At 72.3% G+C, this 20,904-nt stretch carries 21 protein-coding genes; 11 read left to right on the top strand and 10 right to left on the bottom strand.

From position 1 onward, the window contains the following. Positions 1-13: 13 nt before the first annotated feature. Positions 14-733, bottom strand: a complete 720-nt coding sequence (gene npdG / locus ACFZBT_RS18835) for an NADPH-dependent F420 reductase (protein WP_391104666.1) — start codon at positions 731-733, stop codon at positions 14-16. Positions 734-771: 38 nt separating this feature from the next. Further along, positions 772-1,881 carry an exo-alpha-sialidase gene (locus tag ACFZBT_RS18830; RefSeq protein ID WP_391104663.1) on the bottom strand — a complete coding sequence of 370 codons (1,110 nt, stop codon included), beginning with the start codon at positions 1,879-1,881 and terminating at the stop codon, positions 772-774. Positions 1,882-1,998: 117 nt separating this feature from the next. Here ACFZBT_RS18830 and ACFZBT_RS18825 point away from each other — a divergent pair, with 117 nt between their 5' ends. Further along, entirely contained in the window at positions 1,999-2,601 is a 603-nt protein-coding gene (locus ACFZBT_RS18825) for a hypothetical protein (RefSeq protein ID WP_391104660.1), read from the top strand. Positions 2,602-2,682: 81 nt separating this feature from the next. Here ACFZBT_RS18825 and ACFZBT_RS18820 read toward each other — a convergent pair whose 3' ends face one another. After that, positions 2,683-2,916 (bottom strand): hypothetical protein, encoded by a 234-nt coding sequence (locus ACFZBT_RS18820; RefSeq protein WP_102913475.1) that lies wholly within the window; start codon positions 2,914-2,916, stop codon positions 2,683-2,685. 58 nt (positions 2,917-2,974) lie between these two features. Here ACFZBT_RS18820 and map point away from each other — a divergent pair, with 58 nt between their 5' ends. After that, positions 2,975-3,832, top strand: a complete 858-nt coding sequence (gene map, locus ACFZBT_RS18815) for a type I methionyl aminopeptidase (RefSeq protein ID WP_391104657.1) — start codon at positions 2,975-2,977, stop codon at positions 3,830-3,832. Positions 3,833-3,989: 157 nt separating this feature from the next. Continuing rightward, complete coding sequence (locus tag ACFZBT_RS18810) at positions 3,990-4,637, top strand: biliverdin-producing heme oxygenase (protein WP_391104654.1); 648 nt, start codon at positions 3,990-3,992, stop codon at positions 4,635-4,637. Positions 4,638-4,691: 54 nt separating this feature from the next. On the opposite strand, the gene ACFZBT_RS18805 is transcribed toward ACFZBT_RS18810, so the two are convergent. Then, positions 4,692-5,336 carry a PhzF family phenazine biosynthesis protein gene (locus ACFZBT_RS18805; protein ID WP_391104651.1) on the bottom strand — a complete coding sequence of 215 codons (645 nt, stop codon included), beginning with the start codon at positions 5,334-5,336 and terminating at the stop codon, positions 4,692-4,694. Between the two features lie 261 nt (positions 5,337-5,597). On the opposite strand from ACFZBT_RS18805, the gene efeO reads away from it, so the two are divergent. The 4 genes from efeO to ACFZBT_RS18785 all read left to right on the top strand — a co-directional run bounded on the left by efeO (position 5,598) and on the right by ACFZBT_RS18785 (position 10,228). Further along, positions 5,598-6,746, top strand: a complete 1,149-nt coding sequence (gene efeO / locus ACFZBT_RS18800) for an iron uptake system protein EfeO (RefSeq protein WP_391104648.1) — start codon at positions 5,598-5,600, stop codon at positions 6,744-6,746. An 11-nt stretch (positions 6,747-6,757) separates the two neighbouring features. After that, on the top strand, positions 6,758-7,999 hold the full coding sequence (gene efeB / locus ACFZBT_RS18795; RefSeq protein ID WP_391104645.1) for an iron uptake transporter deferrochelatase/peroxidase subunit: 1,242 nt from the start codon (positions 6,758-6,760) through the stop codon (positions 7,997-7,999). 4 nt (positions 8,000-8,003) lie between these two features. After that, positions 8,004-8,846 (top strand): iron uptake transporter permease EfeU, encoded by an 843-nt coding sequence (gene efeU / locus ACFZBT_RS18790; RefSeq protein WP_391104641.1) that lies wholly within the window; start codon positions 8,004-8,006, stop codon positions 8,844-8,846. Positions 8,847-9,235: 389 nt separating this feature from the next. Then, a complete protein-coding gene (locus tag ACFZBT_RS18785) occupies positions 9,236-10,228 on the top strand; it encodes a hypothetical protein (protein WP_391104639.1) in 993 nt (330 codons plus the stop codon). An 18-nt stretch (positions 10,229-10,246) separates the two neighbouring features. On the opposite strand, the gene ACFZBT_RS18780 is transcribed toward ACFZBT_RS18785, so the two are convergent. Next, a complete protein-coding gene (locus tag ACFZBT_RS18780) occupies positions 10,247-10,975 on the bottom strand; it encodes a bifunctional DNA primase/polymerase (RefSeq protein WP_391104636.1) in 729 nt (242 codons plus the stop codon). Between the two features lie 192 nt (positions 10,976-11,167). On the opposite strand from ACFZBT_RS18780, the gene ACFZBT_RS18775 reads away from it, so the two are divergent. Continuing rightward, complete coding sequence (locus ACFZBT_RS18775; RefSeq protein ID WP_391104634.1) at positions 11,168-12,088, top strand: glycerophosphodiester phosphodiesterase family protein; 921 nt, start codon at positions 11,168-11,170, stop codon at positions 12,086-12,088. Here ACFZBT_RS18775 and ACFZBT_RS18770 read toward each other — a convergent pair. After that, entirely contained in the window at positions 12,067-12,696 is a 630-nt protein-coding gene (locus ACFZBT_RS18770; protein ID WP_391104632.1) for a TetR/AcrR family transcriptional regulator C-terminal ligand-binding domain-containing protein, read from the bottom strand. The two genes, ACFZBT_RS18775 and ACFZBT_RS18770, sit on opposite strands and share 22 nt — an antisense overlap. 110 nt (positions 12,697-12,806) lie before the next feature. Between ACFZBT_RS18770 and ACFZBT_RS18765 the strand changes: the two genes are divergently transcribed. Next, a complete protein-coding gene (locus ACFZBT_RS18765; protein WP_391104630.1) occupies positions 12,807-13,019 on the top strand; it encodes a DUF6243 family protein in 213 nt (70 codons plus the stop codon). A gap of 128 nt (positions 13,020-13,147) precedes the next feature. Next, complete coding sequence (locus ACFZBT_RS18760) at positions 13,148-14,524, top strand: S28 family serine protease (RefSeq protein WP_391104627.1); 1,377 nt, start codon at positions 13,148-13,150, stop codon at positions 14,522-14,524. A gap of 55 nt (positions 14,525-14,579) precedes the next feature. Here the strand turns inward: ACFZBT_RS18760 and ACFZBT_RS18755 are convergent, their stop codons facing one another. Genes ACFZBT_RS18755 through ACFZBT_RS18745 form a run of 3 tightly spaced genes read right to left on the bottom strand, consistent with a single transcriptional unit; the run spans position 14,580 to position 18,053 of the window. Beyond that, a complete protein-coding gene (locus ACFZBT_RS18755; RefSeq protein ID WP_391104625.1) occupies positions 14,580-15,569 on the bottom strand; it encodes a small ribosomal subunit Rsm22 family protein in 990 nt (329 codons plus the stop codon). 46 nt (positions 15,570-15,615) lie between these two features. Continuing rightward, entirely contained in the window at positions 15,616-16,803 is a 1,188-nt protein-coding gene (locus tag ACFZBT_RS18750; RefSeq protein WP_391104622.1) for a serine hydrolase, read from the bottom strand. Next, positions 16,743-18,053, bottom strand: a complete 1,311-nt coding sequence (locus tag ACFZBT_RS18745; protein ID WP_391104620.1) for a Bcr/CflA family efflux MFS transporter — start codon at positions 18,051-18,053, stop codon at positions 16,743-16,745. Before ACFZBT_RS18745 ends, ACFZBT_RS18750 begins: the two co-directional genes overlap by 61 nt. 86 nt (positions 18,054-18,139) lie before the next feature. Here ACFZBT_RS18745 and ACFZBT_RS18740 point away from each other — a divergent pair, with 86 nt between their 5' ends. Next, positions 18,140-19,183 carry a Gfo/Idh/MocA family oxidoreductase gene (locus ACFZBT_RS18740; RefSeq protein ID WP_391104618.1) on the top strand — a complete coding sequence of 348 codons (1,044 nt, stop codon included), beginning with the start codon at positions 18,140-18,142 and terminating at the stop codon, positions 19,181-19,183. Here ACFZBT_RS18740 and ACFZBT_RS18735 read toward each other — a convergent pair. Continuing rightward, positions 19,170-20,810, bottom strand: a complete 1,641-nt coding sequence (locus ACFZBT_RS18735) for an alkaline phosphatase D family protein (protein ID WP_391104615.1) — start codon at positions 20,808-20,810, stop codon at positions 19,170-19,172. The two genes, ACFZBT_RS18740 and ACFZBT_RS18735, sit on opposite strands and share 14 nt — an antisense overlap. Positions 20,811-20,904 lie beyond the last annotated feature (94 nt).

The following is a 20,904-nucleotide window of genomic DNA, read 5'->3' as shown; positions in this document are numbered from 1 at the left end:
GCGCCTCACCGGCTCACACGTCGGTGAGGCGCAGCCCCGCGTGTGCCTTGTAGCGGCGGTTCACGGAGATCAGGTTCGCCACCAGCGACTCCACCTGGTGGGCGTTGCGCAGCCGCCCGGCGAAGATGCCGCGCATGCCGGGGATGCGGCCGGCGAGGGCCTGGACGATCTCGACGTCGGCGCGGACCTCGCCGAGCACCATCACATCGGTGTCGATCTCGTCGATCTCCGGGTCCTGGAGCAGCACGGCCGACAGGTGGTGGAAGGCGGCGGTGACCCGGGAGTCCGGCAGCAGGGCGGCGGCCTGCTCGGCGGCGCTGCCCTCCTCGGGCTTGAGGGCGTAGGCGCCCTTCTTGTCGAAGCCGAGCGGGTTGACGCAGTCGACGACGAGCTTGCCGGCCAGTTCCTCGCGCAGGGACTCGAGCGTCTTGCCGTGGCCGTCCCACGGTACGGCGACGATCACGATGTCGCTGCGGCGCGCGGTCTCGGCGTTGTCGGCGCCCTCGACGCCGTGCCCGAGTTCCCCGGCCGCCGCCTGGGCGCGCTCGGCGGCCCGCGAGCCGATGATCACCTTCTGGCCGGCCCGGGCGAGCCGGTAGGCGAGGCCCTTGCCCTGGGGCCCGGTCCCGCCGAGCACACCGACGACGAGTCCGGAGACGTCGGGCAGGTCCCAGGGGTCCTTGGCGGGGGCCTTCTGGGCGTTGTCGGTGGCAGCACTGTCGGTAGAGGTCATGGCCCCGACTCTACGTCCGCGCCGGTGCCCCGGGCGGTTCAGGTCAGCTCGGTCACGGGCACCCGCCGGAAGGTGATCGTCTCGTAGGCGCCGAAGTCGCCGGTCTCGTACAACAGCCCCACGGTGTCCGGGTCGACGCGGACCAGATCGGAGTACGCGGCGGGCAGGCCGTCCACCGTGAACGCCGGGCGCCAGGTGGTGCCGCCGTCGGCGGAGGCGCGGATCGTCATCAGGGCGCGGAAGCCCGGGTCGGCGGGGCCGGAGTACAGGAGCAGGTCGGGGTCGCGGAGTTGCAGGACGCTCGCCTCGCAGACGGGGGCGGCGAGGCCGGCCTGGGGACGGAAGGGCTTCACCAGGGTCTGCCCGCCGTCCGCGGAGTGGGCGTCGGCGCGGGTGCCGGGCGAGGTGGAGTCGTTGCGGGTGTTGAAGTAGACGCGGCCGTCGGGGAGTTCGGCGGCGGTGGTCTCGTTGGCGTTGATGTAGGCGTCGGTGGTGTCGTCGACGTATCCGATCCGCCAGGTCGCGCCCCGGTCGTCGCTGAGCAGGCAGTGGCCGCCGTTGTAGCGGCCCTCGGTGCCGTTGTCCGTGCCGGTGGGCGGCAGGGAGTGGTTGGCGGGGACGACGATCCGGCCGGTGCTCAGCTGGATGGCGTGGCCGGGTGCGGTGGCGTACCAGCGCCACTCGGGCCGCTTGGCCTCCTGGGTGATCTCCTTCGGCGCGGACCAGGTGAGGCCCTCGTCGTCGCTGTGGAGCACCCAGACGCGGCGCCCGTCCGCCGCGCTGACCTTGCCGCGCCGGATGGCGTCCTCGGTGGCGAGGGCCGCGTTGCGCACGTGCACGAGCAGGACGCGTCCGGTGTCGAGGACGATGGGGGCCGGGTTGCCGGCGAGGGCGTCGCCGTTGCTCGCGGCGACCTGGAGCGGGCCCCAGGTGCGGCCGCCGTCCGTGGAGCGTTTGAGGACGACGTCGATGTGGCCGAAGTCGTCCCGGGAGCCGACCCGGCCCTCGCAGAAGGCGAGCAGGGTGCCGATGGGGGTGCCCCCGCTCGAGCGGAGCCGTGAGTGGGGGACGGTGGCGACGAGGGCGGGGATCCGGAAGCTGGCGTATCCCTCGTGGCCGGCGCGGAAGGGGACGCTGGTCTCGGTCATCGGCGGGTTCCTCCGGTTGTTCGACAGCGGCACGGGTGACCGTTCCCCCTGCCCGAGCCGGGCGAATTCGTGGTGAATTCCCCGTCACGAGTGACCGGTCGGGGCAGGATGCGGCGCATGGATGCCGTACGGGTCGCGCTGCTGCGGGAAGTGCTCGCCGGGACCGAGTGGCTGGGCGCCACGCGGCGGTTCGCCGGGGCGCTGCGGGGTTCGGTGGTGTCGCACGGGGGCGGGCTGCTGCTCGTCGGCACGCCGGAGTACGAGCCGTGGCATCTGGCCGCGCATCTGGTGGACGAGGCCGCGTGGTCGGGCACGCCGGAGCTGGCACCGACGCTGGTACGGCACGGCGCGCGCCCCTGCGACCCGGCGCATCTCGCGGTCGGTCTGGGGCGCCTGGAGGCGGCCCGGCGGGGCGAGACGCTGCTGGTGGTGTCCCCCGACGGACCGGCCGCGCCACTCCTTGAACGGGTGTCCGACGCCCGGCGCGCCGGGGCGACGGTCCTGGCCCTCGGCCCCGGCCAGGGCGAGCTCCCGTCGCTGGCGCACGAGGCCCTGGCCGTCCCGGACGGCTCGGAACTGGACCTTGCCACCGTGCAGCACCTGGTCAGCGCGGCGGCCGGGGAGAACGCCCTGCCCGCCCCGCGGGGGCGGCGCCGCCTGCGGGACCGGGTGGCGCGGCTGGCGGAGCACCTGACGGCCCCGCCGCCCGCCCGCTGGTGACGTCCGGGCATCCCGCTGCCGAGGCCTGAGGCGCCCGGGGCATGCGAACGCCCGGGGCCGCGGCCCCGGGCGTGGGCGGGATCAGCTCTCGTCGTCCCTGCCGCCCGCCGGGGCGTCGTGCCACTTGGGGTCGTTCTCCCACTGAAGGTTGCGCTCGCGGGCGGTCGCCATCGCGTGTTCGGCCTCCGTGCGGGAGGCGTACGGCCCGAAACGGTCCTTGTTGGGGCACTCCGGCCCCTCCTCGACCTTCTTGTGCTCCAGGCAGTAGTACCACTCACCCGGCTTGCCGACCGTGCGCTTCTTGAACAGGGCCATGACCAGCTCCTCTCGCCATCGACATGTTCCCCCATGGGCGCTGGTTAGACTCGCTGGCATGTCTGGCCAGTCGCTGCTCGTCCCGGGGGAGCTGTCCCCCACCCGTCCCGTGCCCGGAAACATCCGTCGCCCCGAGTACGTCGGCAAGCCCGCGCCGACGCCGTACACCGGACCGGAGGTGCAGACCCCCGAGACGATCGAGGCGATGCGCGTCGCCGGCCGGATCGCCGCCCGGGCGATGGCGGAGGCCGCGAAGCTGATCGCCCCCGGGGTGACCACGGACGAGCTGGACAAGGTGGCGCACGCGTACATGTGCGACCACGGCGCCTACCCCTCGACGCTGGGCTACCGCGGCTTCCCGAAGTCGCTGTGCAGCTCGGTCAACGAGGTCATCTGCCACGGCATCCCGGACTCCACCGTCCTGCGCGACGGCGACATCGTGAACCTCGACGTGACGGCGTACATCGGCGGCGTGCACGGCGACAACAACGCGACGTACCTGGTGGGCGAGGTCGACGAGGAGTCGCGGCTGCTGGTGGAGCGGACGCGGGAGTCCCTGAACCGCGCGATCAAGGCGGTCCGGCCGGGCCGGCAGATCAACATCATCGGCCGGGTCATCGAGTCGTACGCCAAGCGCTTCGGCTACGGCGTGGTCCGGGACTTCACCGGTCACGGCATCAACAGCTCGTTCCACTCGGGCCTGATCATCCCGCACTACGACTCCCCGCACGCGACGACGGTCATCCAGCCCGGGATGACGTTCACGATCGAGCCGATGCTGACGCTCGGAACGCACGAGTACGACATGTGGGACGACGGCTGGACGGTCGTGACGAAGGACCGCAAGCGGACGGCCCAGTTCGAGCACACGCTGGTGGTGACGGACACGGGCGCGGAGATCCTCACGCTGCCCTAGCATCCGCACCCACACCGCTGAACGGCCCGCTCTCCCCGGAGGGCGGGCCGTTCGCTTGCCCCCGGCGGGTTTTACCGACATCGCGTCGGGAAGTTTACCGACAACAGGTCGGCAAGGCTATTGACTTAGGTTAGCCTAACCATAGAAAGTGGCGCCCATGGACTCCTTCTCGACCCTCATTCGGACCGCTTCCCGAGAGCAGCACGAGGAGGTCAGGGGCTCGACCTTCATGAGCGACCTGCTGGGGCGCAAACTGGGCGTCGGCGCGTTCGCGCGCTACACGGAGCAGCTGTGGTTCGTGTATGGGGCGCTGGAGTCGGTGGCCACGCGGCTCGCGGCGGACCCGGTGGCCGGCCCGTTCGTCCGCCCGGAGCTGTTCCGCATGGCCTCGCTGGAGCAGGACCTGGAGTATCTGCGCGGCCCCGGCTGGCGATCGGGCATCAGCGCGCTGCCCGCCACCCTGGCGTACGCGGAGCGGATCACCGAGTGCGCCCACGCCTGGCCGGCCGGCTATGTCGCCCACCACTACACCCGCTACCTCGGCGACCTCTCCGGCGGGCAGATCATCCGCGACACGGCCGAGAAGGCGTGGGGTTTCCCGAAGAAGGGCGACGGGGTCCGCTTCTACGTCTTCGAGCAGATCTCCAACCCGGCGGCCTTCAAGCGGGGTTACAGCGCGCTGCTGGACGCGGTGCCCGGCGACGAGCTGGAGCGGCAGCGGGTCGTGGCCGAGTGCAAGCGGGCGTACGCGCTGAACAACGCGGTGTTCCAGGAGCTGGGCGAGGAGTTCCCGCTGTCGGCGTAGACCGGTGCGGACGTGGGGCCGTATCGGTGTGAGTCCGTGAGGCCACCGCCTGGTTCAGCGCTCGAGGTGCACCCGGCCGCCGACCTCGGTCCAGCCGCCCGGCTGGGGCGCGGTCAGCAACTGGGAGCCCGCACCCTGGGTGATGTTGAGGGCCCGGCCCAGCCGGTCGGTGAGCAGCAGGGCGGCCGCCCCGGTCGCCTCGTCCTCGTCGATGCCGTCGCCGCGGCCGGGGAAGGCCCGGGCGCGGACCCGGCCGGCGGGCTCGTCCTCCCAGGCCCAGGCGTAGACCCACTCCCCGGGCGGGGGTACGGCCAGGTCGTCGACCTCGGCGGCGCTGCCGTACTGCCGCAGGGTGCGCGGCGGCACCCACTCCGCCCGCGCCTCGATCCAGCAGAACTCCCCGTCCTGCCTGGCACCGACGATCCCGGCGGGGACGACCAGTTCGGGCACGTCGAGCAGCCACGCCGTCCCGACGCAGGGGTGCCCGGCGAAGGGCAGCCGCAGGGTCGGCGTGTAGATGTCGATCACGCCGCGCTCGGGGTCGTCGACGAACACGGTCTCGCTGAACCCGAGTTTCGCGGCGAACTCCTGCCGCTCGCTCTCCCCGGGCAGCACCGAACCCTCGCGGACGACCCCGAGTTCATTGCCGTATCCACCGCGCGGCCCGCAGAAGACGCGGAGTACGTCGTAGTCAGTCACGAGGGCAATTCTGCCTTGAACCGTTCCACCGCCACGACGACCGGCGGAGAGCGCAGGCAAGGCTGGATGACCGTACTGGAGAGGCCCGTCCACGACCAGGCCGTCGAGGTCCTTCCGCACCCCCGGACCGGAGCGCTCCTGGTGACCCCCCGGCGGGAGCCTTGACCACTCCTTGACTCATCCATGACGGCGATTTTGAGCCATTCAGGCATCCTGATGTGGTCCTTAGGTGAGCCTCACCTTCCCTTCCCTGGAGCCCTCATGCGACCCGCCAGACCCGCTTCCCTCGCGATCGCCGTCGCGGCAGCCCTCACCACCGTCACCGGCTGCACCGAGAAGGGCGGCGGGAAGGACGGCGACCACGTCGTCCACGTCACGGCGACGGACGACAAGTGCGAGGTGTCGAAGAAGGAGTTCCCGGCCGGGCACGTCGAACTGGCCGTCGAGAACAAGGGGTCCAAGGTCACCGAGGTCTACGTCCTCTTCCCCGACGACCGCGTGGTCACCGAGCGGGAGAACATAGGCCCCGGCACCAAGCAGCGCGTCACCGCCGAGGTGAAGGCCGGCGACTACCAGATCGCCTGCAAGCCCGGCATGAAGGGCAAGGGCATCCGCCAGGCCGTCAAGGTCACCGGTGGCAAGGCCGTCCGGCGCGACCCGCGCCTGGACAAGGCGGTGGCGGCCTACCGCGCCTACGTCCAGGCACAGGCCGACGAGACACTGCCCAAGGCCGAGACGTTCGCGAAGGCCGTCGAGGACGGCGACATCGAGGCCGCGAAGAAGGCGTACGCCCCCTCCCGCATCGGCTGGGAGCGCACCGAGCCGGTCGCCGAGTCCTTCGGCGACATCGACCCGAAGGTCGACGTCCGCGAGGACGGCCTGGAGGACGGCCAGGATCCGGCCACCGACTGGACCGGATGGCACCGCCTGGAGAAGGCCCTCTGGCAGGACAAGAAGATCGGCGACCGCGAGAAGGAACTCGCCGGCACGCTCGTCACCGACCTGAAGGACTGGCAGAAGCGGGTCGGCAAGGCCGAGATCACCCCCACCTCCATGGCCAACGGCGCCAAGGAACTCCTCGACGAGGTCGCCACGGGCAAGGTCACCGGCGAGGAGGAGCGCTACTCGCACACCGACCTGGTCGACTTCAAGGCCAACGTCGAGGGCGCGCAGCAGTCGTACGAGCTGCTGAAGCCGGTCGCCAAGGAGAACGACGCGGCCCTCGTCACCGAACTCGACAAGCAGTTCACCGCGCTGAACACCCTGCTCGACCAGTACCGCCCGAACACCACGTCCTACGACTTCACCTCGTACGACAAGGTCGGCAAGGCGGATCGCAAGGAGCTCTCGGACGCGGTGAACGCCCTCGCGGAGCCGCTGTCCAAGCTCGCCGCCGCCGTCGCGAAGTAGGGGACGCGCCCATGACGGACGACGACACCCGCTCTCCCTCCCGGCGTTCCCTGCTCGGCTGGGGCGGTGCGGGCCTGGCCCTCGGCGCCGCCGCGGCCGGCGGAGCGGTCGCGATGGCCCGCGGCGACGACGACGCCCCGGCCGCGGCCGGAGCAGCGGTCCCCTTCCACGGCGCGCACCAGGCCGGCATCGCCACCCCGGTGCAGGACCGCCTGCACTTCGCCGCGTTCGACGTGACGACCGACGACCGCCCGCAGTTCGTCCAACTGCTCAAGGACTGGACGGAGGCCGCGCGGCGGATGACGGCCGGGCATCCGGTGGGCGAGGGCGCCTACGGCGGCCTGCCCGAGGCGCCCCCGGACGACACGGGCGAGGCCCTGGGCCTCAAGCCCTCCCGCCTGACGCTCACGATCGGCTTCGGCCCGGCCCTGTTCGAGAAGTTCGACCTCGCGGACCACCGCCCCGAAGCCCTGGTCGACCTGCCGAAGTTCGCCGGCGACAACCTGGACAAGGCCCGCAGCGGCGGCGACCTGTGCGTCCAGGCCTGCGCCGACGACCCCCAGGTCGCGGTCCACGCGATCCGCAACCTGGCCCGCCTCGGAATGGGCAAGGTGGTCATCCGCTGGTCGCAACTCGGCTTCGGCAAGACGTCGTCGACGACGCCCGAGGCGCAGACCCCGCGCAACCTGATGGGCTTCAAGGACGGCACGCGCAACATCGCGGGCACGGAGACGGACCGCCTGCGCGAGCACGTCTGGGTGTCCGGGAAGGACGGCGGACTGGCCTGGATGACGGGCGGCTCCTACCTCGTCGCCCGGCGCATCCGCATGCACATCGAGCCGTGGGACCGCACCTCGCTCCAGGAGCAGGAGGACATCTTCGGCCGGGACAAGGGCGAGGGCGCCCCGGTCGGCAAGGCGAAGGAACGCGACGAGCCGTTCCTGAAGGCGATGAAGCCCGACGCGCACGTCCGGCTCGCGCACCCCGACTCCAACCAGGGGGCGACGATCCTGCGCCGCGGCTACTCCTTCACGGACGGCACGGACGGACTCGGCCGCCTGGACGCGGGCCTGTTCTTCCTGGCCTACCAGCGGGACGTCCGCGAGGGCTTCATCCCGATCCAGCGCAATCTGGCGACGGACGCGCTCAACGAGTACATCCAGCACGTGGGTTCGGCGCTCTTCGCGATCCCGCCGGGCGTCCGTGACAAGGACGACTGGTGGGGCCGGACGCTGTTCACCGAGGAGGCCTGAGCCCGTGTTCTCCAACTACCTGATCGGCCTGCGCGAGGGACTTGAGGCGAGCCTGGTCGTCTGCATCCTCATCGCCTACCTGGTCAAGACGGACCGCAGGGACGCCCTGAAGCCGATCTGGATGGGCATCGGGGTCGCGGTCGCCCTGTCCCTCGGCTTCGGCTGCGTGCTCGAATTCGGCTCCCAGGAGCTGACGTTCCAGGCCCAGGAAGCCCTCGGCGGCTCCCTCTCCGTCCTCGCGGTCGCTCTGGTGACGTGGATGGTGTTCTGGATGCGCCGCACCGCCCGGCATCTCAAGGCGGAGCTGCACGGCAGGCTGGACGCGGCCCTCGCGATGGGCACGGGTGCGCTGGTCGCCACGGCGTTCCTGGCCGTGGGCCGGGAGGGTCTGGAGACGGCGCTGTTCGTCTGGGCCTCGGTGCACGCGGCGGGCGACGGCACGCCGCGGCCGCTGCTGGGCGTCGCCCTCGGCCTCGCGACCGCCGTCCTCCTGGGCTGGCTTTTCTACCGGGGCGCGCTGCGCATCAACCTGGCGAAGTTCTTCACGTGGACCGGCGGCATGCTCGTCATCGTGGCCGCGGGTGTACTGGCGTACGGCTTCCACGACCTCCAGGAGGCGGACTTCCTGCCCGGCCTGACGAACAAGGCGTTCGACATCTCCGGCACGATTCCGCCGGACAGCTGGTACGGCACCCTCCTCAAGGGCGTCTTCAACTTCCAGCCCGACCCGACGGTCCTCCAGGTGACGGTGTGGCTCCTGTACCTGGTCCCGACGCTGGTGCTGTTCCTGGCGCCGGCCGGCCTCGGACAACGCGGGACGAATTCAGCCCCGGCGCGGGACCGCTGAGGCCGGGTGGGTGCGCAACTCGGCGCGACGAGGTACCGCTGCGCCCACCCGTGCCGCCCTTAGCGGCACGCATGCCCGCAGCTAGGGCGGCAACGCATGCCGCAGCGGGGGCGGGTGCGGCGCCCGCAGCCTCGGCGCCTCGCGCGAGCCACGACGCACCCGCACCCGCGCACGGCGAGAAGGGGACGTGTCGGGGGGTGTCCGCCCGCAGCGGTTGTCGCGTCAACGGACAGTCAATTGTTATCCGACCCCATCGCGACGTTCCGAGGACGGACACCCCCCGGCGCGGCCCCGACCCACCACCGCCGAGCAGACGCACCCACCCCGCCCCGACCGCCGGAGGCACCCGGTAGGGTTCGCCTCCGGAAAGGGGAAGGTGAAGGCACCCGATGATCAGGGATCTCGACCCTCGAACACTCCGCACGCTGAGCCGGAGGACCCTCATATCGGCCTCGGTGACCGCTTTGTCGCTGACGGCGAGCGGATGCGTCGTCGTGCACGGCGAACGGGAGGTCCTCCCGTCGACGACCCGCGCCGAAGCCGCCAAGGCCCTCCAGGAGTTCACCGCCGCGTACAACGACGCCGACAAGGCCTACGACGCCTCCCTGGACGCCGAGCACACCACCGGCGCCCTCGCCGACATCGACTCGGCCCGTCTGGAGGCCGGCCGGAAGAACAACCCGGGCGGCAACCCGAACCACACCCCGCTGAAGCTGACGGACGCGAAGTTCACGATCCCGAAGAAGGCCGGCTGGCCCCGCTGGTTCGTCGTCGACGCCGCCGGCAACAAGGGCGGCACCGCCCGCTGGCTGCTCGTGTTCACCCGCAGCAGCCTCGACGACCCGTTCCAGGTCGCGTACCTGACCCTCGTCGCCCCCGGCAAGGTCCCGGAGTTCAAGAAGGACGCGGACGGCTGGGCCGAGTCGGTCCCCGTGAACTCGACGAACCTGGCGGCCAAGCCCGGCGACCTCAGCCAGACGTACACGACGTACCTCAAGAACGGCGGAGCCGCCTTCACCGACGGCGCGCACACCAGCCAGTGGCGTGCCCTGCGCGAGAAGAACACCAAGAGGCCGGGCCTGGTCACCCAGTACATCGACGAGCCGCTGACGAACGGCGACTACGGGCCGCTGGCGCTGCGCACGACGGACGGCGGCGCGCTGGTGTTCTTCACGACGCGGCACTACGAGAAGCAGACGGCCTACGCGGGCACCACCTTCCCGGCCCCCAACAAGGACGTGCTCGCCCTCACGAAGGGCGAGATCAAGCAGTCCCTCACGCTGGAGTTCGTCTCCAACGAGGTGGCGCTGGACCCGAAGGGCCAGGGCAAGGTGACGATCCTGGGCCGGATCCAGGGCATGACCTCGGCGGAGGGCTCTTGATCCAGGGCCTCGGCCGACTCAGCCCCGCGAGGGCCACGCCGACCCCGCCGAGTCGGCGTCGACATACCGGCCGCAGACCTCGGTGAGAACCTCAAGCAGACTCAACGGGTCCGGCAGCGCGTGCTCCGGCCCGCGCACCCACCGCACCGCCTGACCGTCACCGGGCAGCCGGGCCGGCGGCACGAGGACGTACGAGCCGCGGCAGTGCCAGCGCAGCCCGGGGTGCTCGTCCGCCGTCTCGGGGTGGCAGTCCAGCTCGCACGGCCACCACTCGTCCTCGTCCTCGGGCGTACCCCGGGTGAGGGTGAAGAAGAGCATGCGGCCGTCGTCGCTCTCGGCGACCGGCCCGACCTCGACACCCTCCGCGAGCAGCCGCTCCAACGCGTCGCGACCGGCATCGAGGGGCACGTCGAGGACGTCGTGCGTCATGCCGGTCGCGGTGATGAAGTTGGCTTCGGGCTGATGGCGGGCCCAGCGCTCGATCTGGGCGCGGTCGGTGGTGGACTGCGTCTGCCAGGCGAAGGACACGGGGTGCCGGGCCGGAGTGGGACAGCCGACGCGGTCGCAGGAGCAGCGGTAGCCGGCCGGGTGGGCGGCGGGCGCCAGGGGCAGTCCCGCGCCGGCGGCGGCGAGCAGCAGGGCCTCACGGCCGCCGTCACCGGCGGTCTCCTTCGGCCGGCGCCCGGCGCGCAGCCACTGGGTGAGTTTGCCCTGCAGGCCGGTCCGGCCGCCGAACTCCGCGCTCATCTATCCCCTCGCCTCGCCGTCGTGCGGAACAGCATGCCCTATGCTCCCATCTTCCCCCGCACCGGGGGGCCAGTGCCCACATCCGGGGCATGAGCTACAAGACATGCACCGGTGGGGCGAGCGAGGCATATGCCGCACCAAGATCGGTGTCAATGCCTGCTTTGCCCCGATATGGCGCCCTACCGTATCGCCATGGTCACAACGATCACGCTGACGGGCCTCGCCACCGCGGCTTCCGTGGCCGCGCTGACCCTCACGGGACACGGCGCCACCCCGATGCCGCTGGAGTGGGGCACCGGCCCGCTGACGGTGGCGGCACTCCCCCGGATCACGTACGTCGCGCACCGCGGCGGCGCCCACGAGGTCCCCGAGAACAGCATGGCGGGGCTGATGGCCGCCTTCCGGCGCGGTACGGCGCAGGTGCTGGACTTCGACACCCGGCTGCTGCGCGACGGCACGCCGGTGGTGTTCCACGACGAGACCCTGAACCGCACCACCTACCTGGGCGGCGCGGTGCGCGGCCTGGACACCCGGGAGTGGCAGGGGGTACGGCTGCGCCCGAGGGACGTGCTGCCCGGGAGCTGGCGGTCGGAGCGGCCGCCGACGGTGGCGGAGGTCCTGGACCGTTTCGGCGGGCGGATCGTGCTGATGCTGGAGGCGAAGGACCCGCGGAGCCTGGACCGGCTGGCCGGCCTGATCCGGGCCCGTGGCCTGACCCGCTCGGTCTTCGTGAACTCCAACGACCCGCGGGTGGCCCGGCGCGCCCACCGCCTCGGCCTGCTCACCCAGCTGTGGCGCTCGGCGCGGCAGTTGCGCACGGACCGCCCGGAGCGCTGGCGGTCGTACGTCGACCTGCTGGACGTGGACCACCGGGCGCGCGACACGGACCTGGTGCGGGCGGTGAACTCGGGGATCGCGCGGGTGTGGGCGCACACGGTGGTGACGGACGCGCAGCGGGACCGGGTGCTGGAGCTGGGGTGCACCGGGGTGATCACGGACGCGCCGGGGCGGCTGGCGCGCATCGCCGAGCGGGAGGCCTGGCAGGTCCGGGAGGCCAGGGACGACGCCCAGCGGGACGCCCGGAGGGCCCTTCAGCGGGGCGCGAGGCCGTGAAGGGCGTAGTCGACGAGGGTGTCGGTGTACTCGTAGGAGATCGGGCCGGTGTACTGGAGCCAGCGCTGGGCGAGGGGGGAGACCCAGAGTTCGAGGGCGATGCGCGGGTCGACGTCCGGGCGGACCTGGCCGGCTTCCTGGGCGGAGCGCACCCGGTCGGCGTACATCTGGAGCGACGGTTCGAGGAGCTTGCCGACCATGACGCGACCCAGCTGCTCGTCGACCACTCCCTCGGCGGCCAGGGCGCGGGACGGGCCCTCGAAGCGGGGGTCCCGGAGCTGGTCGACGGTGAGGCGCAGGACGGCCTTGAGGTCGGCGGCGAGGTCGCCGGTGTCCGGGATGGCGAACTCGTACTCCGGGCCCGCGTCCCGGGACGCCTGCTCGCTCAGGTCGAGGAAGGCCTCCAACAGGACGTCGGCCTTGGAGGACCACCAGCGGTAGATCGTCTGCTTGCCGACACCGGCCCGGGCGGCGATGCCCTCGATGGTGGTCCTGGGATAGCCGACCTCCGCGACCAGGGTGAGGGCGGCGTCGTAGATGGCGCGCCGGGACCTCTCGCTGCGCCGGGTGGAGTCGGGGGCGGACTGCGCGGGCTTGTTCGGGCTCATGGCCCGAATTTATCAGGTTGACAAGACGGTGCGTCTCGCCGGACAGTGGTGAGGTCGGTTCGAGACGATACGTCTCGTCGCATCATCTCACTCAGGAGAGGAGCCCCGTCATGACCCGAGGCGGAGCCGGAAACATGCTGGGCGTCGGCGGATCGCGCAAGAACCTCGGCCGCAACGCGCTGCGCGGCGGCGGCCGGGACGGCCGGATCGGCGGCGGTCTCGATCCGCAGGCCCAGAAGCGCGAGCTGCTGCGCAAGCTCCAGGAGAGGCGACAGCAACAGCGCGAAGGGCAGGAGGGCGGTACGACCGGCCGGTCGTCGTGAACCTCCCCCGCCCGGGGGAGGGAGCCCCCTCGCGCGCGGGATCCTCCCGGGACGTCCGGCGGATGTACTGAAGCGGTCGTGAACACCGCGACCGAACCGCCACCGACGGACACCCGGGAGGAAACACCATGCGCGTGTGGACGAGACGACGGCTGCTCACCTCGGCCGCTTCGGCGGTCTCAGCGGTCTCGGCAGCCTCTGCGGTCTCTGCGGCGGGCCTCACCGTCACGGCGGCCGGACCGGCGCGGGCGGCGGACGGACGACCGCGGCCGGGGGACGCCGGCATCGCGGACACCCTGCGGGCACTGCCCGGACTGCGGCTGATCGAGGAGCGGCAGGACGCCGGACCGGGGTACCGGCACTTCGTCCTGGGCCTGCGGCAGCCGGTCGACCACACCGACCCCTCGGCCGGCACCTTCGAGCAGCGCCTCACCCTGCTCCACACCGCCGCCGACCGGCCCACGGTGCTGTTCAGCACCGGCTACCACGCGGTCCTCACGCCCCGGCTCACCGAACCGGCGACACTGCTGGGCGCCAACCAACTCCAGGTGGAACACCGCTACTTCGGCAGCTCACGCCCGCCGGGCCCCGGCTACACCCACCTCACCATCCGCCAGGCCGCCGACGACCATCACCGCGTCGTCCGTCTCCTCCGCCGGGTCTACCCCGGCGCATGGCTCTCCACCGGTGGCAGCAAGGGCGGCATGACGAGCGTCTACCACCGCCGCTTCCACCCCGGCGACGTGAACGGCACGGTGGTCTACTCGGCCCCGAACAACGTCGACGACCGCGAGGACTCCGCCTGCCTGCGCTTCCTGGAGACGGTCGGCACCGCCCCCGCCCGCGAGGCCGTCAGGGCCGCCCAGCGCCGGATGCTGCTGCACCGGGCCGAGCTGGTCGCCCGCTACGAGGCCTGGGCGTCCGCCACCGGCGACACCTTCCGGATCGTCGGCGGCGCCGACAAGGCATTCGAAATCGCCGTGCTGCGGGTGCTGTTCATGTTCTGGCAGCGCGCGACGCCGGCCGACATCACCGCGATCCCCGGCCCCGAGGCGACGGCCGACGAGCTGTACCCATGGCTGGACCGCTGGGCGGGGCTGCCCCTGTACGCCGACAACTCCGCGCGGAACTACATCCCGTACTGGTACCAGATCGGCACGCAGCTGGGGTACGGCGACGTCCCCACCGCCCACGTGGCGGACCTGCTGCGCCACCCGGACGGCATCGCGGCGCGCAACTTCGTCCCCCGGGACATCCCCATGGTCTTCGACGCTCGCGCCATGCCGGACATCGACCGCTGGGTCCGCCGCCGCGGCAGCCGGCTGCTGTTCGTCAACGGCGCCCAGGACCCGGCCGTCGCCGAGCACTTCAGTCCCGGGGGTCCCGACTCCCGCGTGCTGTGGGTGCCGGGCGGCAATCACAGCGTCGACATCGCGAACCTGTCCCCCGCCGACCGGGCGTCGGCGGAGGAGACGGTGCTCCGCTGGGCCGGTCAGAAGTACTGACGTTCGACAGCGCCGCGCGAGTTGATCTCAGGCGTACCCGACAGGAGGCCGGTGATCAGGGTGCGGGCGGCCAGGCGTCTCCCCAGGCCGCGTCACGTGCGGCCTTGTACAGGTCGCCGTGGCGCTTGGTGACGGTGGCGCGGTTCAGGGCCGGGTCGGTCTCGCAGAGGTCGAGGAGGACCTGGCCCTTGCGGATCTGGGGCTTGCGTACGACGCGCGCCGGGGCCGGTTCGACGGGGAAGCGGGCGGCGGCGACGTAGCTGAACTTCTCGTCCTCGTAGGGGAGGGAGCCGCCCTTGACCTGGCGGTGCAGGGAGGAACGGCTGACCCGGGCCGAGAAGTGGCACCAGTCCGTGCCCGGGGCGATGGGGCAGGCCGCGCTGTGCGGGCAGGGGGCGGCGATGTGGAAGCCGGCGGCGATCAGCCGTTCCCGCGCCTCGATGACACGGGCGTAGCCGTCGGGGGTGCCGGGTTCGACGATCACGACGGCCTGCGCGGCGGCCGCGGCGGCGTCGACGAGGGCGGTGCGGTCGGGGGCGGTCAGCTCGTTGAGGACGTAGGAGACCGTGACGAGATCAGTGCTCTCGAGGGTGAGCGCCGCTCCGATCCGGGAGCGCTGCCACCGCACGTCCCGCAGGGCCGGGTTGGCCGCGGCGATCTCCCGTCCCAGGGCCAGGGCGGGCTCGGCCCAGTCGAGCACGGTGACGGGCCGCTCCCCGTCCCAGGTCGCGGTCACGGCCCAGGCCGCGGCGCCGGTACCGCCGCCGACGTCCAGATGCCCGCCGGGCACCCACCCGGGCACGGCGTCCGCGAAGGCCTCCAGCGCCGACCCCACCGCCTCGAAGGTCGCGGGCATCCGGTAGGCGGCGTAGGCGGCGACATCGGCCCGGTCCCGGAGGATCGGAGCGTCGGTCGGGGTGTCCCCCCGGTAGCTGGCGATCAGACGCTCCACCGCCCGCGAGGCCTGCCGGGGCGGCAGCCCGTCGAGCAGACCGGCGAGAGCGGCACGGAGGGTTTCGGCGGCCGGGGGTGCGGGGGCGTTCACCCGGCGATTCTACGAGGGTCGAGGGGGGTGCGAGAGAGCGGTGCTCTCACATCCCCCGTACCGCCCGGGCCACCCGTGCCCCCGCCGCCGCCCTCGGCGCGCTGTCCGGGCGGCGGCGGACCGGATGGACCGCGTTCGTCAGGAGGATCAGGAACGTGTCCGTCGCCGGGTCGAGGACCAGGGACGTGCCGGTGAAGCCCGTGTGGCCGGCCGCGCCCCGGCCGGCGAGGTCGCCCATGAACCACGGCTGGTCCAGGGAGAAGCCGAGGCCGGGCGGGGTGAAGAGGAGCTCGACGAAGTCGGGGCCGAGGATCCGGGCGGGGCCGTGGGAGCCGCCGGCGAGGAGGGTGCGGCAGAACACCGCGAGGTCCCGCCCCGTGGAGAACAGGCCCGCGTGGCCGGCCACACCGCCGAGCGCCCAGGCGTTCTCGTCGTGGACCTCGCCCCGCAGCATGCCCCGGTCCGCCTTGGCCCACGGCCGCCGCTGGTCCTCCGTCGCCGCCGCCCCGGGGCACGGCCCGAACTCCGTCGCCGTCATGCCCAGGGGCCGGGTGATGCCGTCGCGGACGAGGACGTCGAGGGTGCGTCCGCTGACGCGTTCCAGGACGTGCTGGAGGAGGAGCATGTTCAGGTCGGAGTAGCAGTACGTGCCGGGCACGCCGACCGGCCGCTCCGCCTGGAGCATCGCCAGCCGGTGCGCGGCGTCGGCGCAGTCGTACAGCGGGAGTTCGGGCCGCAGCCCGGAGGTGTGGGTGAGCAGCTGCCGTACGGTGACGCCGTGCCGGGCCGCCCCCGTGAAGTCGGGCAGATACGCCCCGACCTTCGCGTCGATGCCCAGCGTCCCGCGCTCGATCTGCTGGACCGCGGCCACGGACGTGAACAGTTTCGTCAGGGACGCCAGGTCGAAGGGTGTGCCGACGGTCATCGGGACGCGGTCCTCGGCGGGCAGCTCCACACCGGCGTCGGCGTCCTCGTCGTAGGCCGCGTAGCGCACGGCCCAGCCCGCCGCCTCCTCCACCGCGATCACGGGGCCGCGCCCGACGACCAGGACCGCGCCCGGTGCCCAGGGGCGCTGCCCGGTGGTGAGGACGTGGACCTCCCGGACGAGCTGACGCAGTTCCGCGGGGTCGAGTCCGGCCCGTTCCGGCGTGCCGTCGCGCAGTCTCGGTGCGCTCAGCTGTCTTCTCCCTCCACGCTCACCGGCTTGCTGTCCGTCTTCCGCCAAGGTCGGCACATTCCCACGAAGCAGGCCACCGCCACCAGTGCGGCGGCCAGTTGGACGACGGCCATCGGGACGGCGGTGTCCTCGCCGGCGACGCCGACGAGCGGGGAGGCGATCGCGCCGATGAGGAACGACGACGTGCCGAGCAGGGCGGACGCGGAGCCGGCGTTGTGCTTGGTGCGCATCAGGGCGAGGGCCTGGGTGTTGGGCAGGGTGATGCCCATCGCGGACATCAGCACGAAGAGCGCGGCGGCGACGGGCACGAGGCCGACTTCGCCGAACACTCCCGTGGACATCAGCAGCAGCGCGGTCGCGGCGGTGATGACGATCGTCAGGCCGATGCCCAGCACCCGGTCCAGGCTGACCCGGCCGACCAGGATCTTGCCGTTGATCTGGCCGACGAGGACAAGACCGACGGAGTTGACGCCGAACAGCAGGCTGAACGTCTGCGGGGAGGCGCCGTAGATCTCCTGGATGACGAACGGGGACGCCGAGATGTAGGCGAAGAGCGAGGCGAAGGCGAAGCCGCCGGCGAGGGTGTAGCCGGCGAAGGACCGGTCGGCGAGCAGGCCCCGCATCGCGCGCAGGGCCTCGCCGACGCCGCCGCTGTGGCGCTCGGCGGGCGGCAGGGTCTCGGGCAGCCTCGTCCAGACCAGGACGCCGATCGCGACGCCGATGACGGTGAGGACGACGAAGACGCCCCGCCAGTCCGTCACGCGCAGGACCTGCCCGCCGATCAGCGGCGCCACGATCGGGGCGACCCCGGAGATCAGCATGAGGGTGGAGAAGAAGCGGGCCATGGCCATGCCGTCGTAGAGGTCGCGGACGACGGCCCGGGCGATGACGATCGCGGCGGCGCCCGCGAGGCCCTGGGCCAGCCGGAAGGCGACCAGGAGTTCGACGGTGGGGGCGAGGGCGCACAGCACGGTGGCGACGACGAAGACGGCGAGCCCGGCGAGCAGCGGGCGGCGGCGGCCCCAGCGGTCGCTCATCGGCCCGACGACGAGCTGGCCGAGCGCCATGCCGGCCAGGCAGGCGGTGAGCGTGAGCTGGACGGTCGCGGCGGGCGCGTGCAGGGAGCGGGTGACCTCGGGCAGCGACGGGAGGTACATGTCCATCGCCAGCGGCGGTACCGCCGTCAGGCTGCCCAGGAGGAACGTGACGAGGAGCCCGGTGCGGCGGTGCGCTGTGAGGTCGGGGCGCTCCGTGCCTGCTGCGGCCCCCTGTGCGGTGTTCGATATGGACGCCCCACCCTCGGGCATGAGTCCCTCCCTGTTCGATTCGATCGCCCCCTATGCTCTCAGCTCGTACGGACTGCTCGGGGTCACAAGGTGAAGGCGGGGCGGTAATGACGGCGGACACGGTGCGGTGGGGCGTCCTGGCGACCGGTGGGATCGCGGCCGCGTTCACGGCGGATCTGATCGACCTGCCGGACGCGGAGGTCGTGGCGGTGGCGTCGCGGTCCGAGGAGTCGGCCAACGCGTTCGCGGAGCGGTTCGGGATACCCCGGGCGTACGGCGACTGGAACGCGCTCGCGCGGGACGAGGACATCGATGTCGTCTACGTGGCCACGCCGCACACGGCGCACCGGAGAGCCGCCGGTCTGTGTCTGGCGGCCGGGCGGAACGTGCTGTGCGAGAAGCCGTTCACGCTGAACGTGCGCGAGGCGGCGGAACTCGTCGCGCTGGCGCGGGAGCACGGGCGCTTCCTGATGGAGGCGATGTGGATGTACTGCAATCCGCTGGTGCGGCGACTGAAGTCGCTGGTGGACGACGGCGCGATCGGCGAAGTGCGCAGTGTGCAGGCCGATTTCGGGCTGGCCGGTCCCTTCCCTCCCTCGCACCGGCTGCGGAACCCGGAACTGGGCGGCGGCGCGCTGCTCGATCTGGGCGTGTATCCGGTGTCGTTCGCGCAGCTGCTGCTCGGGGAGCCGTCGGACATCGCGGCGCGAGCGGTGCTCTCGGAGGAGGGCGTCGATCTCCAGACGGGTGCGCTGCTCTCCTGGGAGAGCAGCGCTCTGGGTTCCGTGCACTGCTCCATCGTCGGCGGTACGGCGACCTCCGCCTCGGTCACCGGCTCGCGGGGCCGGATCGACATCCCGGACGGGTTCTTCTTCCCGGACCGTTTCGTGCTGCACCGGGACGGCCGTGACGCCGAGGAGTTCACGGCCGACCCGGCGGACGGGCCGCGCAACAGCCTACGGCACGAGGCCGCCGAGGTGATGCGCGCCGTGCGCGCCGGCGAGACCGAGTCGCCGCTCGTCCCGCTCGACGGCACGCTCGCCGTGATGCGGACGCTCGACGCGATCCGGGACCGCGTCGGCGTCCGCTACCCCGGCGAGACGGGCGAGTCCCCCGAAGAGACGGGCGAGCCGCGGCTCACGCCGGCTTGAGCCCCTGCTCCCCCACCTCCGTGACGAAGGACGCGGCCGTCGTGACCGGCGCCCCCTGCGTGGTCACGTACGGCACGGTCTTGAAGTCGGCCCGCGCGGACTCCTGTCCGAGGGCGACGGTGACGTAGCCGCGCCGCCCGTTGAAGAACCTCAGGTGCGGGTTGGCGCCCATGTAGGTGTCCCAGGTCGGAGGCTTGTCGGCGCCGTCCCGGCCGCTGGAGATCGACGTCGCCACGATCTCCGTGCCGAGCGTCGCCGAGGACTGGTCGGCGAAGTCGTCCTTGATGTCGAAGGCGTACGCGGAGTGGACGTCGCCGCTGAGCACCATCAGGTTCTCCACGCCGGCGGTCTTCGCCCCGTCGAGGACGCGTCGGCGTGAGGCGCTGTAACCGTCCCAGGCGTCCATCGACACCCGTGACGGGGTGGTCGCGTCCATGTGCCGCCGGGCGAACATGACCTGCTGCGGTACGACGTTCCACAGCGCCCGGGAGGTGCGCCAGCCGTCGAGCAGCCAGCGTTCCTGGGTCGCGCCGGTCATGGTGCGCGCCGGGTCGTCGGACTCGGGTCCCGGGACGTGCGCCTTGTCGCCGTAGGCCTGGTCGGAGCGGTACTGGCGGGTGTCCAGGACGTCGAACTGGGCGAGCCGGCCCCAGGTCAGGCGGCGGTACAGCTGCATGTCGGGTCCGGCGGGGCGCTGCGGCCGGCGCAGCGGCTGGTTCTCCCAGTAGGCGCGGTAGGCGGCGGCGCGGCGCAGCAGGAACTCCTCCGGCGGGACGTCGTTCTCGGGGACCTCGTCGGCGTAGTTGTTCTCGGTCTCGTGGTCGTCCCAGGTGACGACGAAGGGGTGCGCGGCGTGTGCGGCGCTCAGGTCCGGGTCGGACTTGTAGAGGGCGTACCGCAGGCGGTAGTCCTCCAGGGTCAGCGTCTCGCGGTTGAACAGGTCGGGCAGCGTGCGGTCGGTGTACTTGCGCTGCCCGCCGACGGAGTCGACGGCGTACTCGTAGAGGTAGTCGCCGAGGTGGAAGACGAGGTCGACGTCGTCGGCGGCGAGATGGGCGTACGGCGTGTAGTAGCCGTCGTGGTAGGCCTGGCAGGAGACGGCGGCGAGGGTGAGTCCGGAGACGCGACTGCCGGGGTCCGGGGCGGTGCGGGTGCGGCCGGCCGGGCTGACCCAGCGGCCGACGCGGAAGCGGTAGTGGTAGCCGCGGCCGGCCTCCAGGCCGCTCGCCTCGACGTGGACGGTGTGGTGGAACTCGGGGTGCGCGGTGACGGTGCCGCGCCGGGCGATACGGCGGAACCGCTCGTCGTGGGCCAGTTCCCACTGGACGGTGACGCGTTCGGCGGGCAGTCCGCTGTCGGCCCGGAACGGGGCGGGTGCGAGGCGGGTCCACAGGATCACGGAGCCGGGCAGGGGGTCGCCGGAACCGACGCCCAGCGTGAACGGGTTCTCGGTGATCCGCGCGGCGTCGAGTTCGGCGGCGGCCGCGACTCCGGCCGAGGGCAGATTGGTGGCGAAGGCCAGCGCTGCGGCGGCCCCGGTGGTGGTGAGGAAGCCGCGGCGGCCGATGTGCCGGGCTGCCGCGCGGAGTTCGGGGGCGTGCTGGGACGGGCGTGCTGCGGGTGTCATCCGGTCCTCCCCTGGCGAATGGCTGCACCGGGCATTGGAGTGGCCGGGGTCGACACGCGGTCGACATGCACACCGCGCTCACGTGACGGACGGA

It is taken from the genome of Streptomyces sp. NPDC008137, assembly GCF_042957035.1.
GTDB lineage: Bacteria > Actinomycetota > Actinomycetes > Streptomycetales > Streptomycetaceae > Streptomyces.
The sequence above is the reverse complement of the archived record's forward strand: the minus strand, read 5'-3'. Positions and strand labels throughout refer to the sequence as shown.